Origin of the sequence: Flavobacterium sp. (assembly GCF_024305175.1) — a bacterium.
In the GTDB taxonomy this organism is placed as follows: Bacteria; Bacteroidota; Bacteroidia; order Flavobacteriales; family Flavobacteriaceae; genus Flavobacterium.
Window position 1 is genome coordinate 1 of record NZ_JAMWYY010000007.1, and the last position, 15793, is coordinate 15793.

General features: G+C 39.6%; 19 protein-coding genes and 1 tRNA gene. 5 read left to right on the forward strand and 15 right to left on the reverse strand.

The annotated features are described in order from the left end of the window. The 6 genes from Q0K96_RS02840 to Q0K96_RS02865 all read right to left on the reverse strand — a co-directional run. On the reverse strand, positions 1 to 332 hold a 332-nt coding region (locus Q0K96_RS02840), incomplete at its 3' end, for a transcriptional regulator (RefSeq protein ID WP_297332498.1). Beyond that, entirely contained in the window at positions 310 to 627 is a 318-nt protein-coding gene (locus Q0K96_RS02845; RefSeq protein WP_297332499.1) for a type II toxin-antitoxin system HigB family toxin, read from the reverse strand. The genes Q0K96_RS02840 and Q0K96_RS02845, both read right to left, overlap by 23 nt. A gap of 94 nt (positions 628 to 721) precedes the next feature. After that, positions 722 to 2077: a site-specific integrase gene (locus Q0K96_RS02850; protein WP_297332500.1), complete on the reverse strand. Its 1356-nt coding sequence runs from the start codon at positions 2075 to 2077 to the stop codon at positions 722 to 724. 270 nt (positions 2078 to 2347) lie between these two features. Continuing rightward, a tRNA-Val gene (locus tag Q0K96_RS02855) sits at positions 2348 to 2422 on the reverse strand. A 93-nt stretch (positions 2423 to 2515) separates the two neighbouring features. Then, positions 2516 to 2890: a DUF4258 domain-containing protein gene (locus Q0K96_RS02860; protein ID WP_297332501.1), complete on the reverse strand. Its 375-nt coding sequence runs from the start codon at positions 2888 to 2890 to the stop codon at positions 2516 to 2518. Between the two features lie 8 nt (positions 2891 to 2898). After that, on the reverse strand, positions 2899 to 4068 hold the full coding sequence (locus Q0K96_RS02865) for a proline dehydrogenase family protein (protein ID WP_297332502.1): 1170 nt from the start codon (positions 4066 to 4068) through the stop codon (positions 2899 to 2901). A gap of 91 nt (positions 4069 to 4159) precedes the next feature. On the opposite strand from Q0K96_RS02865, the gene aroB reads away from it, so the two are divergent. Genes aroB through Q0K96_RS02890 form a run of 5 tightly spaced genes read left to right on the forward strand, consistent with a single transcriptional unit; the run spans position 4160 to position 8230 of the window. Further along, positions 4160 to 5227, forward strand: a complete 1068-nt coding sequence (gene aroB / locus Q0K96_RS02870; protein ID WP_297332503.1) for a 3-dehydroquinate synthase — start codon at positions 4160 to 4162, stop codon at positions 5225 to 5227. A gap of 57 nt (positions 5228 to 5284) precedes the next feature. Then, positions 5285 to 5461: a hypothetical protein gene (locus tag Q0K96_RS02875; RefSeq protein ID WP_297332504.1), complete on the forward strand. Its 177-nt coding sequence runs from the start codon at positions 5285 to 5287 to the stop codon at positions 5459 to 5461. 57 nt (positions 5462 to 5518) lie between these two features. Beyond that, on the forward strand, positions 5519 to 6919 hold the full coding sequence (locus tag Q0K96_RS02880; protein WP_297332505.1) for an arginine decarboxylase: 1401 nt from the start codon (positions 5519 to 5521) through the stop codon (positions 6917 to 6919). A 22-nt stretch (positions 6920 to 6941) separates the two neighbouring features. Continuing rightward, a complete protein-coding gene (locus tag Q0K96_RS02885; RefSeq protein ID WP_297332506.1) occupies positions 6942 to 7913 on the forward strand; it encodes a deoxyhypusine synthase family protein in 972 nt (323 codons plus the stop codon). Positions 7914 to 7918: 5 nt separating this feature from the next. Continuing rightward, positions 7919 to 8230 (forward strand): hypothetical protein, encoded by a 312-nt coding sequence (locus Q0K96_RS02890; protein WP_223052624.1) that lies wholly within the window; start codon positions 7919 to 7921, stop codon positions 8228 to 8230. Between the two features lie 64 nt (positions 8231 to 8294). Here Q0K96_RS02890 and Q0K96_RS02895 read toward each other — a convergent pair whose 3' ends face one another. From Q0K96_RS02895 to Q0K96_RS02935, 9 genes are all read right to left on the reverse strand, one after another. Beyond that, positions 8295 to 9227, reverse strand: a complete 933-nt coding sequence (locus tag Q0K96_RS02895; protein ID WP_297332507.1) for a cation diffusion facilitator family transporter — start codon at positions 9225 to 9227, stop codon at positions 8295 to 8297. Positions 9228 to 9295: 68 nt separating this feature from the next. Then, positions 9296 to 9733 (reverse strand): hypothetical protein, encoded by a 438-nt coding sequence (locus tag Q0K96_RS02900; RefSeq protein WP_297332508.1) that lies wholly within the window; start codon positions 9731 to 9733, stop codon positions 9296 to 9298. A 10-nt stretch (positions 9734 to 9743) separates the two neighbouring features. Next, entirely contained in the window at positions 9744 to 9938 is a 195-nt protein-coding gene (locus tag Q0K96_RS02905) for a hypothetical protein (RefSeq protein ID WP_297332509.1), read from the reverse strand. A gap of 252 nt (positions 9939 to 10190) precedes the next feature. After that, complete coding sequence (locus Q0K96_RS02910) at positions 10191 to 11231, reverse strand: o-succinylbenzoate synthase (RefSeq protein ID WP_297332510.1); 1041 nt, start codon at positions 11229 to 11231, stop codon at positions 10191 to 10193. A gap of 4 nt (positions 11232 to 11235) precedes the next feature. Next, a complete protein-coding gene (locus tag Q0K96_RS02915; RefSeq protein ID WP_297332511.1) occupies positions 11236 to 11913 on the reverse strand; it encodes a metal-dependent hydrolase in 678 nt (225 codons plus the stop codon). 24 nt (positions 11914 to 11937) lie between these two features. Further along, on the reverse strand, positions 11938 to 12837 hold the full coding sequence (gene menA / locus Q0K96_RS02920; RefSeq protein WP_297332512.1) for a 1,4-dihydroxy-2-naphthoate octaprenyltransferase: 900 nt from the start codon (positions 12835 to 12837) through the stop codon (positions 11938 to 11940). A gap of 28 nt (positions 12838 to 12865) precedes the next feature. Then, the gene (locus Q0K96_RS02925) at positions 12866 to 14368 is read right to left on the reverse strand and encodes a PH domain-containing protein (protein ID WP_297332513.1); all 1503 of its coding nucleotides are present in this window, start codon (positions 14366 to 14368) and stop codon (positions 12866 to 12868) included. Continuing rightward, complete coding sequence (locus Q0K96_RS02930; protein ID WP_297332514.1) at positions 14358 to 14891, reverse strand: PH domain-containing protein; 534 nt, start codon at positions 14889 to 14891, stop codon at positions 14358 to 14360. The genes Q0K96_RS02925 and Q0K96_RS02930 overlap by 11 nt, the downstream gene beginning before the upstream one ends. A gap of 18 nt (positions 14892 to 14909) precedes the next feature. Then, positions 14910 to 15752: a 1,4-dihydroxy-2-naphthoyl-CoA synthase gene (locus Q0K96_RS02935; protein ID WP_223052615.1), complete on the reverse strand. Its 843-nt coding sequence runs from the start codon at positions 15750 to 15752 to the stop codon at positions 14910 to 14912. Positions 15753 to 15793: the final 41 nt, after the last annotated feature.

The following is a 15793-nucleotide window of genomic DNA, read 5'->3' on the forward strand; positions in this document are numbered from 1 at the left end:
GATATATTCAGTTTCTCTTTTAAAGCCCGAATCATTGATAAACTTAATTTCCTTTTTCCTGAAAGAATTTCAGATTTTCGGGAACGAGCACCTAAAATTTCAGAGAGTTGAGCATCGGAAATGTTCAGTTGCTCCATCCGATATTTTATAGCTTCTAGTGGAGTTGGCTCAGGAACGGGATAATGTTCATCTTCATACTTCTTAACTAACATTGAGAGAATTTCCAGTTCATCAGACTCTGGTGTATCAGGCTGCAAGTCCATTTGCATCAGTTCATAGATGCGCGCAAGTGTATCTTCGTATTGCGAGTCATTTTTTATCAGTCTTAACATAGCTAATCTCTTTTGCGTTAATCTTATCGTACTCCTTATGTGTTCCTAGCCAGACTATAAATACTATCTTCAGTCGGTACTCAATATCCACTATCAGCCGGTAGGTGTTGCCATGAATATTAAAAACAACACGCTTGCTTGTCAGTACCGAGGCATTGCCATACTGGCCATTCAAATCGTTCGGGCTGCTCCAATCGGCAGCAGTCACTTCTTTATACCAGTATTGGAGCGGCCTTTCTGCATCCGGAAATTGCTCCCAATAGTTCTTTAAGGTTTTTACAGCAATTATTCTCATTGCAAATATATAAAATTGTTACCAAATTGGTAACATGTTTGAAGATTTCTTTTCGCTTATGTTGTAATTGTAGCCGCACTGGGGCGATAATTAATTATCTGCATATTCGGAGAACACCTTTACCTTCAAGCTTTTCATTCCCCGTCATATTAAGCTTGGCTTTTAGCTCTCTAATTTCTTTTTCCATTTTTGAAATAATTGCTCTTGTATCGTCAGGTGGAAGATCAGTTTTAGCGTTCCCCAATCTCTCCTGTAATTGCTTCATTTCCTTTCCGATAGACTTCTGCTCAGTAATAGCATACTCTTCGGTCTGCTTTACCGATTGATGGCCTAGCATTTCTTTAACTACATGAATAGGTACATCATTATTTAGCGTTACAGTGCTTCCGAAAGTACGCCTGGCTTTATGTGTATTCAATGTACTTTGAATGCCGCACAGGTCAGCTATCTCTTTGAGATAGGCGTTCATCTTCTGGTTTGAAGTTACCGGAAGGACAGAATTTCGTTCCAGGCAAATCGGATGGTTTTTGTAACGTTCCATAATAGCTTTGGCTTTAGGCAGTAGAGGTATATTAATATTACTGCCTGTTTTCTGCCTTTCGGTAATAATCCACATTTCACCATCAATGCCGATTTTCACATCGGTTTTCTTCAGGTTGAAAGCGTCTATGTACGCAAGTCCTGTATAGCATTGGAATACGAAAATGTCCCTTACCGCCGCCAGGCGTGGTGTAGAGAAAGTATGATTTTCCAATAGTGCTAGTTCATGGCTGCTAAGCGGTTTCTTAGGTACTTTAATTTTCTTAGCCTTAAAGCGTTTGAAAGGGTCGTGGGTAATAATTTCCTTGTCAATAGCCCGAAGTACAATTTTCTTGAAGTTTGTTATGTACTTTACTGCTGTATTGTTGCTGATATTCTTTACGGTCTTCAGGTAGAATTCGTAATCCTTAATGAATTCGAAGTTAAGCTCCCGAAAATCCATATCCTGCATATCGTACTTGAAGCGTACAAATTCCTTTATGTGCTTTTTTGATATTTCAAATCGCGTATGCGTACCGATAGCATATTCACCTCTTTTTACCAATGCCAGAAGTTCGTCATTATGGAGCTGGAACTCTTCTACAATCATAGCTTTGTCAGTTGACTTGCCCAATACATAATCCATCAGCTTTTGGCTGGTAATTGGCCGCCCATGATTTATGAGCTCATTAATGTACTGATGGACTTTTGTCTGTAGTGTATCCAGAAAGAAGTTAGTGGTTCGGGCATCTTCACGGTTTCCTGTGGCACGCTCTTTACCTTGGTCCCAACGTGTAGCATCCCATTTTCTCCGGGTAGAGGTTTCCTTTGGAATACCGTCAACGGTAATCCCCAGGTAAATCATTTTCTCATTGGTCTCTTTTCGCGGGGTCTTCAGAAAGAAGGTTATCCCAAAACTTGCTGCTAGCATAATTCAACATTTTAAGTATTAATAAAATTAGAATTATAGCGTCCTTAAATCAAGATGTTAAGCAGGCTTATTAGCTGACAGTCAAAACATTAAATCACATTCTGTGGCACATTTTCCAAACTGTTCAATGTGCCACAAAAGTGCCACAAATCACTGTGCATTTTTCAAAATTTTGACCGTACAGGGATAAAATAAAAAAACCTGCAACTTCGTAAAGTGCAGGTTTTCTGTGATTTAGCTTACTTTATATAAAATAAAGTTAGATTTTAGTGGGCGATGAGGGGTTCGAACCCCCGACCCCCTCGGTGTAAACGAGGTGCTCTGAACCAGCTGAGCTAATCGCCCCAATATGTTGCAGTACTTAACCGTGACCAGTTTCGTATTGCGACTGCAAATATAACCCGGTTTTTAGTAATTACAAGTTTTAGAGGTAAAATTTTATTGCTTTTTTACTTCTTTGAGTAGCACCTTATTTTCATAATTAACCATTACAACTTCAATGGGCTCTCCTTTAGCAGTTTCGCTTTCTATTACGTAAACAGTACCTCCTTTATATTTTTCTTTACTTTTGGAAAAATCCACATCTCCATCCTGAACAGAATTCCTTATATCGTTAAGCGTTACCCATTTTTCATCAAGCGTTTTTTGTGCTTCTGCAGAAATAGTCATATTCTTGCTGCGTATGTTTTTAAGTACTCGGCAGTTGGGTAAATAGCAAAACTCAGCCTTTTTGTTGGCTAAAAAAAACATAAGGAACATCACTCCTATTAGCATTCCGAAAAGGTAATATGCAAGCCTGAATTTAAATTTCATTGTATTATCTAATTTAGTTTCCTTCGCTTTCTTTCAGCGCTTATAAGGTTAAGTTCCCTGCTGGTTTGTCCTGCTACAGATGTATTTTCTTCTGCCCGCCTTATCAGGTAGGGCATTACATCTCTTACAGGGCCAAAAGGTAAATATTTTGCAACATTGTAGCCGCTTGCGGCCAGGTTAAAGCTAATATTGTCGCTCATGCCATACAACTGCCCAAACCAGATGCGGTTGTCTGTTGCTGCTATAGTATTAGCATGCATCAACTGCATCAGCTTATAAGAGCTTTCTTCATTATGTGTCCCGGCAAAAATAGCCATGGTATCTATATGCTCAATCATATAGGCTATACAGGCATCATAATTATCGTCTGTAGCCTGTTTAGAAATGCATATCGGCGACTTATATCCTTTTTCTTCGGCACGCTTGTTTTCTTTTTCCATATAGGCGCCACGAACTACTTTCATCCCTATATAAAAACCTTCCTGCTTTGCCTGCTCATGTAGATTTTTAAGATAATCGAGCCTGTCCCAGCGATACATCTGAAGTGTATTAAAAACTATAGTTTTTTCTTTATTATACTTCTGCATCATTTGTGTTACAAGTGCATCGGCAGCATCCTGCATCCAGCTTTCCTCAGCATCAATAAGTAATGCTACATCATTATCATGAGCCGATTTGCAAACCTGCTCAAAACGTTCCACTACCCTTCTCCATTCTGCCTGTTCAGTTTCATTGAGTTCCTTACCCTCACCAAGCTTTTCATAAAGTTCAAACCTGCCAAAGCCGGTTGGCTTAAACACTGCAAAAGGTATAGCATTCTTTTCTTTTGCAAAAACAATGGTTTTAAGCGTTTTCTGCAATGCCATATCAAATTCCATCTCGTCTTCTTTGGCTTCTACAGAATAATCCAGTACCGAGGATACCCCTTTAGTGTACATTTTATCTACCACCGGCAGGCAATCCTCTTCTGTAGTACCACCACAAAAATGATCAAATACTGTAGCCCTTATAAGCCCTTCTACCGGAAGGTGTGCCTTTAACGCAAAATTGGTAACCGCAGTACCTATGCGCACAAGCGGCTGCGAGGCAATCATTTTAAATAAAAAATAGGCCCTGTCCAGTTCGGTATCGCTTTTAAGGGAAAATGCAACTTCGGTATTATTAAATATTTTTTCCATTGCTTTTAAAGAAATTTGTGCAAATATAAATACTGCACAAGAATTAATAATATAATTTGCCTTATTTTGCGGATATTTAAATTCATTAAACATGGAAGCTGTAAAAACAGCAGATTATACAATTTTCTTTAATGACGACTGCTATCTGTGGCTGTACGAAAATGTAAGGCTTAACCGCTACTCTATGGCAGTTATAATTACCGACAGCAATACACAGCAGTACTGCCTTCCTTTATTTTTACAGCGTTTTGAAACCGACCTGCCCATAGAGATCATAGAACTTGAGCCGGGAGAAGAAAACAAAACTATCGAAACCTGCACACAGGTTTGGCAAACACTGGCAGATATAAGCGCCGACAGGAAAAGCATTATTATTAATCTGGGCGGTGGCGCAGTGACAGATCTTGGCGGATTTATAGCAGCTACATTTAAACGCGGTATAGATTTTATAAACATCCCTACCTCTCTGCTTGGTATGGTAGATGCCGCAATTGGCGGTAAAACCGGGGTAGATTTAGGGAGCCTTAAAAATCAGGTAGGTATTATCCGCAATCCTGTTGCGGTACTGGCTGACACTTCATACCTGGCAACCCTGCCTGCTGAAGAAATACGTTCCGGCTTTGCAGAAATGCTTAAACACGGTTTAATATATGATAAAAAATATTGGGAAAACGTAGTAAGCCTTACCAACTTAACCAATGATGATTTAGATGCAGCCATTAAACGCTCGGTTGAAATTAAAATGGGGGTTGTTGAGCAGGATCCTTTCGAGAAAAACATTCGCAAAATTTTAAATTTCGGACACACGCTTGGGCATGCAATAGAATCGTATTTTCTTGAAAGTAGGGATAAAAAGATACTTTTACATGGAGAAGCAATAGCTGCCGGAATGATACTGGAGGCTCATTTATCTATGCAAAAAAAGATGCTCTCTGAAAATGAATATAATTACATTAAAGAAGTGCTTACAGGCGTATTCGGGAAACTTGAAATTACAGAAAATGATGAGACAGAGATTATAAAATTGCTACTGCACGACAAAAAAAATGAATTTGGCTTAGTGAAGTTTGTGTTATTGCAGGAAACAGGAAAAGCGGTTATAGATCAGGAAGCTGATAACCCTTTAATTTACAATGCATTCCGCGACTACCAAAACTAACAATTTTTTAAGAGAATAGTTTTTAAATACGTTGTATATTTTTTTACATTTGTCGCAATGAAAAAAGTAAACAGCATCTTTTCCCATTGCGGTACTATCAGTAAATACAGGGCATTAGCAGATGTAAAGCCACTGGTTAAACTGCTTGTTAACATTGTGGCAGCCGATGTTTTTTGCGTTAAGGCAAACCAGCACGAAAAACTACAGATTATATATGCCAATCTCAGGGTTTGAAACCGTTCATATTTTCGCGTTTTAAAAATATAAACTTTCAAACTTTTAGCTACAGAAATGAACACAAAGTATTCAGACCTCATTAACCAGACATATTATTTCCCGCAGGAAGAGTTTACATTAAATAAAGACAACCTGCTTTTCCACAACATCGACCTGATGAAGCTTGTAGAGAAATATGGTACGCCTTTAAAATTTACATATCTTCCGCAAATTTCCAACAACATTCGTAAAGCCAAAGAATGGTTCAGGGTGGCAATGGAGAAAAACAAATATGAAGGTAAATATTATTATTGCTATTGCACAAAAAGCTCTCATTTTGAGTATGTGATGAATGAGGCTTTTAAGAATAATATTCACATAGAAACCTCTGCCGCTTATGATATTAATATTGTTGAAAAACTGCTTGAAAACGGCAAGATCAACAAGAATACATACATAATTTGCAACGGCTTTAAAAGAGATGAATATGTAAGCAACATTGCGAGGCTTATAAATAACGGGCATAACAAAACAATACCTATTATTGATAATTATGAAGAGCTCGACCTTTTACAGGAACAGATAAAAGGAAAGTTTAAAATAGGTATCCGTATTGCAGCCGAAGAAGAGCCTAAATTTGAATTTTATACCTCAAGGCTTGGTATCGGTTATCGCAACATCGTTCCGTTTTACAGGAAACAAATTCACGAAAATAAGAATGTAGAGCTTAAAATGCTCCACTTTTTTATCAATACAGGTATTCGTGACACTGCTTACTACTGGAACGAATTGCTTAAATGCCTAAAGGTATACATAAACCTTAAAAAAGAATGCCCGTCGTTAGACAGCCTTAATATTGGTGGCGGTTTCCCAATCAAAAATTCGCTGGCGTTTGAATATGACTACCAGTACATGATTGACGAAATTGTGAACCAGATTAAAATTGCCTGTGAGGAGGCAGAAGTAGATGTACCGAACATTTTTACAGAATTCGGTTCTTTTACTGTAGGCGAAAGCGGTGGTGCCATATACCAAGTGTTGTACCAAAAACAACAAAATGACAGGGAGAAATGGAATATGATAGATTCTTCTTTCATAACCACCCTACCCGATACATGGGCAATAAACAAGCGTTTTATAATGCTTGCTATTAACCGCTGGAATGAAAGTTATGAGCGCGTACTTTTAGGAGGCTTAACCTGCGACAGCGACGATTATTATAACTCTGAGCAGAATATGAACGCCATATACCTGCCAAAATATAATAAAGAAAAACCACTGTATATTGGCTTTTTTAACACAGGCGCCTATCAGGAAACCATTGGCGGCTATGGTGGGCTGCACCACTGCCTTATACCGCAACCAAAGCATATATTAATAGACAGGGATGAAAATGGTATATTAGCGACAGAGGTTTTCTCTGAAATGCAGAAAGCTGAAGAAGTTTTAAAAATACTTGGTTACAATAAAGAATAAAACTGAATAAAAAACACCCGAAATGAGTAAAGGACCTATAAGCCAGTTTATAGAAAAGCACTATCTGCATTTTAATGCCGCAGCTCTTGTAGATGCTGCAAAAGGCTATGAAAAACAGCTTGCTGACGGCGCTAAAATGATGGTAACGCTTGCCGGTGCCATGAGTACTGCAGAACTTGGCAAGAGCTTTGCCGAAATGATTCGCCGCGATAAAGTACAGATAATTTCGTGCACAGGAGCAAACCTTGAAGAAGATATTATGAACCTTGTTGCCCACAGCCACTATGAGCGTGTGCCAAACTACAGGGACCTTACACCTGAGCAGGAATGGGATTTACTGGAAAGGGGCCTGAACCGTGTTACCGATACCTGTATACCGGAGCATGAGGCTTTCCGCCGCCTGCAAAAGCACATCCATAAAATATGGAAAGATGCTGATGACAAAGGCGAGCGCTACTTTCCGCATGAGTTTATGTACAAAATGCTTTTAAGTGGTGTGCTGGAAGAATATTATGAAATAGACCTTAAGGATAGCTGGATGTATGCCGCAGCCGAAAAGAACCTGCCAATTATAGTACCGGGATGGGAAGACAGTACTATGGGTAACATATTTGCTTCTTATGTTATAAAAGGAGAACTTAAGGCTTCTACTATGAAATCGGGTATTGAGTATATGGCTTTCCTTGCCGACTGGTATACCAAAAATTGCAGCAACGGTATTGGTTTCTTCCAGATTGGCGGTGGTATTGCGGGAGATTTCCCTATATGCGTAGTGCCAATGCTATATCAGGACATGGAGATGCACGATGTACCTTTCTGGAGCTATTTCTGCCAGATATCAGATTCTACAACCAGCTATGGTTCCTATTCAGGGGCTGTGCCTAATGAAAAAATTACCTGGGGAAAACTTGATATAAAAACACCAAAATTTATCATAGAATCTGATGCAACTATCGTTGCACCGCTTATATTTGCCTACTTATTAGATTTATAATACCGATGAAACGAGTAATTGTTGACTACGCTAAACTGACAAACGAGATTTTGACCTTATTGGTCGAAAAATTTCCGGAAGGCTATGATGATTCAAACATTATACGCTTTAAAAATGCCAAGAATGAAACCATCGAGGCTGTAGAGGTTCGTACCGAAGATACCATATACCTTGTAAAAGTAAGTACCAAGCTTGCCGACAGGATTGAGAATTTTGAAGATGACGATATGGTAGATGAGCCATCTGATGACATGGATGCACTTAAAGACCTTGAAATAGCCGATGAAGGCGGCGAAGAAGAAGAGGAAGACGAATAGGTCTGAGACTTTAACTTATACTAAAAAGAACCCTTTACGGGTTCTTTTTTTGTTTGTAGAAATATTATAAATCTTCCCATGGCCTGTCTTTGCCTTCAAAGTTTTTGGCTTCTATATATATTTTTTTAACCGATGGATACTCCTTTTTAATCTGGTCTTCTAAATGTTGAATGGTACCAAATAGTTCTTTTACCGTCATGTCGCCTTTAAATTCCACATCAAGTGCAAGCAATATTTCATTGGGTGCCAAATGCATGGTTAGCGGATAGTATAAAGTATGCACTCTGGGCTCGTTATTTACAAGATTATATATACCTTTTACTATTGGCGTGCCGGCGCTCTCGCCTACTAACAGCCCTTTGCTTTCCCTAACCATAGTTATAGCAACAAATACCAACACCAAGCCTATAAGTATAGATGCTCCTGCATCAAAAACCGGATTCTGAAAATAATGCCCGAGCCATACACCCAAAAGCGCAATAACCAAACCGGCAATAGCAGCGCTCTCTTCATAGATAACTGCAAAAAGCCCGGGGTCTTTACTCAGGCTTAACTCTTTCCAGAACCCGAGCTTTCCCCTGCTCTTATTAAATTGCCGAATAGTATAAAAAAGTGATGCACCTTCAAAAACCATAGCAGCAAGCAGCACAATATAGTTCCACATCGGGTCAGACAATGCTACCGGATGCTGTAAATGGCTTATGCCTTCATAAACAGACATGCCTCCGCCAAGCGAAAATACAAGTATGGCAACAATAAGCGACCAAAAATAAATTTCTTTGCCGTGCCCAAAAGGGTGCCCTGCATCTGCGGGCCTTTGGCTTCTTTTCATGCCCAGCAAAAGCAATAAAGAGTTGCCACTGTCAACCGTACTGTGAATTCCTTCCGAAATCATTGCGCTACTGCCTGTTATAGAAGCCGCTACAAACTTTACAGCAGCAATACACAAATTGGCGCCAAGCGCGCCATATATCGCAAATTTTGAGTTTCCTGTCATAACTTTTACTAATAAAAATCCCCAATACTATTGTACCGGGGAAGGTTTTTTATCAGGATATTAAAAGTTTAATATCTCTCGTTCGTTTCTTCAAAATCATCGTCATCACTTGATATTGACTGGTTTTGGTCTTCATCAAGATCAACATTGTCCTGCAGTATATAATCATCCTGGTTAAAGGCATCAGAATATTCGCTGTTACCGCCTTCTGCATTCCATTTATCCGCTTTGTTGTTACTGTTGTAACCATCTTCATCAGATAAATGCACAGAGCCGCTCTCTTTAGTGTACTGCACACCCGGTTGCTCCATAGCAAGATATTTATCGGTATCATCTATATTTTCAGGTGCACGGTCATTAGCGGTTGCATGCATGTCGTCATTCAGGTTGTTACTGCCGGCATTGTCATTCCTGTGAAATTCATTTTGCCCGGAAGTATCGCCGTTGCCTTTACTTTGGTCGCGCAGGTTTTCGTTTTCGGTATTGGTATGTGGTTCTTTTTCCATAGCATATATTTTAAAACAGCAGTATACTGCTTATCTCGTTTAGTTTAAGCAATTTAAGATTTGTTTTTAAAAGATTCTTAACTAACTGGTTGCAGCTAAGTACTTCGGGCTTTTCAGTTTCTTTCTCCAACTGTGCAGCAGCTCTTTCATAAAGTACTGCATTTACCGCATTGGCGCTGCTTTCGTGGTTTACTAGTCGTTCCATAGCAATGAGTGGTTTAGTTACTTGTTTTATGTACTTCTAAATTACAAACTCAAAATGGTATACAGTGCTAATTATTCTATAACAGATTATTAAATAATAGCCAAATAAAATGATGGTTGGAAGTCAGGTTGCATCCGCAAAGTCAGGCGGATGTTTTATGCTACTAAATGTAGTGAATTTAAGCAGTCATGTCAAGAAGATATGCCAATATTAACGTAAGTATTATATACTCAGTTAAAATAAGGCGAGTAGTTACACAAGTCCGTTTATATTCCACTGTTTTTCAGCAATATAATGTAACTGACCTTGTTTTACAGTGAGAGGGGAATCAAAATTATTGGTATAAAGCGCACCCGTACCCAGGCCCTGAGGCATAGGATTGTTCTTACTATAGGTAAACTGCGCTATAGCATTAAGGCCGATATTACTTTCGAGCGCCGAAGTTATCCACCAGCCAACATTGTTTTCTTCGGCTAAGCTTATCCATTTTTCAGAACCGTGAATACCACCCACAAGGCTTGGTTTTAAAATAATGTATTGGGGATTGATTTTTTTAAGCAGCTCTTTTTTATCCTGCATATTAAAAACACCTATAAGCTCTTCATCCAGAGCAATAGGTACAGGGCTTGTTTTACAGAGATTGGCCATCTGTGTAAACTGCCCCTGTTTTATGGGCTGTTCTATACTGTGCAGATTGTATTCAGATAATCGTTGCAGTTTTTCAGGAGCTTCTTTGGGAGTAAATGCCCCGTTGGCATCAACCCTTATTTCTATCGTTTCAGGGCCAAAATGCTGCCTTATAAAACGGAGCAGGGCCAGCTCTCTCTCAAAATCAATTGCACCAATTTTGAGTTTTATGCAGTTAAAACCCTGAGCGAGCTTCTCCTCTATCTGCTCTTTCATAAACTGCTCCTCTCCCATCCATACAAGCCCGTTTATGCCAATAGTATTTTTTCCTTCTGTAAATAACGATGGAAATAAAACAAAAGGCGATGTGCCTTTTACTGACAGAAAAGCTGTTTCCAGACCAAATTGTATTGAAGGAAATTCAGTTAATTCGTTCAACAGCGTTTCTTCGCCTAAATGTATATTTTCACAAACCCATTTTAGCTTATCTTCATAATCAGGACGGTCATCTATACTGAGCCCTCTCAATATGCCGCATTCGCCTATACCCTTTTTACCGTTTTCTTCAAGTATAATGAACCAGGTTTCTTTTTGGGTAAGAACGCCCCGCGAAGTTCCGCTAGGGCGTTTAAAATTAAGTACATATTTTTTATAAGAAGCTTTCAAAATATTATAATTCTAAAGATGAGCCTATCTCTAAAAGCATAAGGTCTTTATTTTTATCGTAGAATTTTCGTTTGGCTTCCTCATGGTTTATCTTAATATAGCCGAAGGTATCATAGTGATAGCCAAGTATTTTGTCGCACTCTAAAAAGTCAGAAGCTATAATGGCATCCTCCACATCCATAGTAAAGTTGCTGCCTATCGGCAATATGGCAAGATCAAGCTTTGTCCTGAGCGGTATAAGCTTCATATCATAGGTAAGTGCGGTATCTCCGGCAATGTATATGTTTTTATGCTCTCCCTCAATCACAAAACCTCCCTGGTTACCGCCATAGGTACCATCAGGAAACGAGCTTGAGTGGATAGCATTTACATACTTTACTTTACCAAAGTCAAAGTTCCAGCTTCCGCCGTGGTTCATAGGATGAGCCTTAAAACCTTTCTTTTCATAATAGCCTGCAATCTCGGCATTAGAAACAATTACAGCACCTGTATTTTTAGCAATGGCATCCACGTCAAGTATATGATCGCCGTGCGCATGGGTAATCAGGATGTAATCTGCCTCAAGTTCATTTATATCAATGTCTTTAGCAAGTTCATTCGCTGAAATATAGGGGTCAACAATAATTTTTTTGCCTCCCACTTCAATCCCGAGGCTGGCGTGTCCGTAGTATGTTATTTTCATAATTTATTATTTTGGGTTTGGTTATTATAATTGCAATGCTATACACAATAATACTGAAAGCAAGAAAGTGCTTAACGCTACTTTTTTAAGTTCGGGGTCCAGCGCTTTTGGTATATTGTTTCTGGCTACGGTTTTTATATGCAGCAAAAATGGCACATATGCCGCCAAAAACAGGTACTGTACCGGCTTAAAGCCATACAATATAGCGAATGTTAGCGTTAAAACCAATGCAGTAACTATTATAAAATAATGATAAAGTTTTGCCTTTGCAGGTCCCATTTTTACTACCAGCGTATTTTTTCCTGACATTGCATCTGAGACCTGGTCGCGCATGTTATTAAGGTTTAGTACGGCAACACTAAGCAGCCCTATGGCAATGGCAGGCAGTACTATCAAACTGTCTATCTGTTTTGTAAAGAGGAAATAGCAACCCAATACGCTCACCAGCCCGAAAAAAATAAACACAAATACATCCCCCAGCCCCCTGTAACCATAAGCGCTGGTGCCTACAGTATACTTTATGGCCGATGCTATTGCCGCAAGCCCTAAAAAGAAAAAGAAAAAGGAACTTGCAAAGTCGTCTTTGCCAAATGCGAGGTATATAAGCGTTATTGCCGAAGCAAGTGTGAGCAATGAGGTTATAATAATGCCTCTTTTCATGGCTGCTACTGTTATGGCGCCACTTTGTATGGCACGTTGCGGGCCTATGCGGTGCTCATTGTCAGTGCCTTTAATACCATCGCCGTAATCATTTGCAAAGTTAGAGAGTACCTGTAGCCCCAGTGTGGTAATAAGTGCAAATGATAATATTCGCCAACTAACAAAGCCCTGAGAAAAAGCATAGAAACTGCCTACCAGTATTCCTGAAACCGATAGAGGCAGTGTCCTTAAACGCGCGGCTTCAAGCCATGCTTTTGCATTCATTTATATGATGTTTTTAATTTAATGCCTGTTACATCCAGTTTTTATCTGTGGCTTCTACACTATACAGCCAATAGTTGGCAAGCTCCTTAAGACGTGTGTAATCGGCTACGGTAAAAGAAAGATTTCCGCCTGCTGTATATAATTTTATCGCCCCTAGATTGGCCTTTTTTTGCCAAAAGTACTGTGTTAGCCGTACTGCCTGTATTTTATGCGGCGCAAGGAACTCATTGTCTATATCCCAGGCCCCGCTTTGTTTAATTATAAAATCTTTGGTACTGTACAGCCTGCTGTTCCTGTAGCCGAAATATATCATGCTGATAATAAAAGTAAGATACAACGGCAGAAATATCATATATTCAAATAATTCGTTGTAAAACCATATTGCGCAAACAAAATATAGTGCGAGCGGTATAATAATAAACCTGACTGTATTTAATATAATTTTCCTGATATTCGGTTTTAGCCCTTCTCCCTTTTGGGGTATCTGCCCAAGCAGAAATGTTAAAAGCTCATTCTTCTCAACTTCGCTGCATCCGGGAATTTCTATTGCTTCCTGTTGCTGTTCTTTAGAATCATCGTTATTAGATGCCTGGCTTATCCTGACATCCTGTATGTCCATTTTTTTCTGAAAATAATTGCGCCTCAAAGCAACTATCTGTACTTTTTCAGGTCTTATTATCGTGTTCTTGGTATTCAGCAATCCGTATGACAACAGCAGGGATTTGTTTTGCAGAGTAATAGTATAGCCAAAGTACTTCAAGATGGTTCTAGAAAGATTTACCAAAAGTGTGAGCACTAAAATGGCAATAGCAATAAATGCGGCAAACTTTAGCAGTACTTCACCATTCACATATTTATCAAGCGGGTCGTTTTCATAACCTTCGCCTTCAAAATAATCTTCTATGTTCTGGTAAACAGTAATTACAAATGCAAACAACAGCGCAAAGCTACGGGCATAGTTACTGGTTATGCCTGTTTTAAGCAGGCTTGCAAAACTTATACTGATAAACGGGTAAGCTTTATCTGTATGGCTGCTATCTTGTACATTGCCATCTTCCAGGATCTTTTTCTCAGAATCTAATAAACGTTGTTTAAGGGAGAGTGCCAAATCGTGTGTTATGGCTTTAATAGTTACTTCCTTTTTGCTGCTCCCGGCAGTATCTACCTCAAGCGAATGAACACCTATAAATTTTTGTATTAAAGACTGGTTGATGTTTACCTGCTGTATCTTATCAAGTGGTATGGCAATACGGCTTTTGTTTAATATACCTTTCCTTATAACAAACTCCTCATTCTCCTCATCAAGAAAAAAAGTAAAATTGTAAAATTTTAAATAAGCAATTATAGCCGTTAAAATAAGTGCCGAGCCAATAACAATTATTACATACAGGCGGTTCATCTGGTTAATGCGAAACGCCCACACCAGCAAAAACGGCCATAATGATCTTAAGGTACTTTGCAGTGTGTCGCCAAACATTACAATAAGCCCTACAAGCGACTGCCGCTGCGGGCTGCTGAAATCACTCTTCATGCTGCTCTTGTATGTTTAAAACCTTACCCATTAAAAGTTGTTTTATACTTTCTGCATGCTCTTTATCAAGTCCCGGTATCTTAACATCGCTGCTGTCTCCGCCGGCAGTAAAAATCTCTACCCGTGCAAGGCCAAGCCTGCGTGACAGCCACCCTTCATGCAGCGCTACGTGCTGAACACGGTTGTATGGCACAATAACAGTGCTTATGGCTATAGCGCCACTGCGGTATATAACATCGTGCGTGCGATAGGCAAAGCCTTTATTCTTAAAACTGATACGTGAAATGAATAACGAAAACAGCAACAATACTATATACAGCACCAATGCTATATACCAGTATGCCTGAGTAGTGCCCTCTACAAAATAGAGAGCACAACCGGCTACTATACCGGCAATGAGATAGCGGACAGCTATATTAAATAGTATCACCTTGTAGTAGGAAGATTGTAGCGGATTGAGCTTCACTTCTTCAAAGCGTGGCAAGGATGCTGTATCTATAGGTTCGTTTATAAAATTATCCATATATAGTTTTACAAATGGTTATGGTATCCATTTGATATCCCTGAAGTTAGGCTTCCTTTTTTCAAGAAAAGCATCACGCCCTTCTTTAGCTTCTTCTGTCATATAAGTAAGCCTTGTGGCCTCACCCGCAAATACCTGCTGGCCTACCATACCATCATCGGTAAGGTTAAAGGCAAACTTAAGCATCTTTATTGCCGTTGGCGATTTACCTAATATTTCCTGTGCCCATTCATAAGCAGTACTTTCAAGTTCGGCATGCGGTATAACAGCATTAACCATACCCATTTCATATGCTTCCTGTGCTGAATAGTTCCTTCCTAAAAAGAATATTTCACGGGCACGCTTCTGCCCTACCATCTTGGCAAGGTATGCCGAGCCATAGCCACCATCAAAACTGGTTACATCGGCATCAGTCTGTTTAAATATAGCATGTTCTTTACTGGCAAGGGTAAGGTCGCACACCACGTGAAGGCTGTGCCCGCCACCTACAGCCCAGCCCGGAACAACTGCAATAACTACTTTGGGCATGAAACGTATAAGCCGCTGCACCTCAAGTATGTTGAGCCTGTGCATACCGTCATCGCCCACATATCCCTGATGCCCGCGGGCTTTCTGGTCGCCGCCGCTGCAAAACGAATAAACCCCGTCTTTAGAAGAAGGCCCTTCGGCAGATAACAGCACCACCCCGATAGAGGTATCTTCGCGTGCATCTAAAAAAGCTTCAAAAAGCTCGCTTGTTGTTTTGGGCCTGAAGGCATTACGCACATCCGGCCTGTTAAAGGCTATACGGGCAACACCATCACATTTTTTATAGGTAATATCTTCAAATTCCTTTACGGTTTTCCAATTTATTTCGCTCATCGGTGTGTATTATTTTACTGTAAAAATAAGCCATTTTTCGC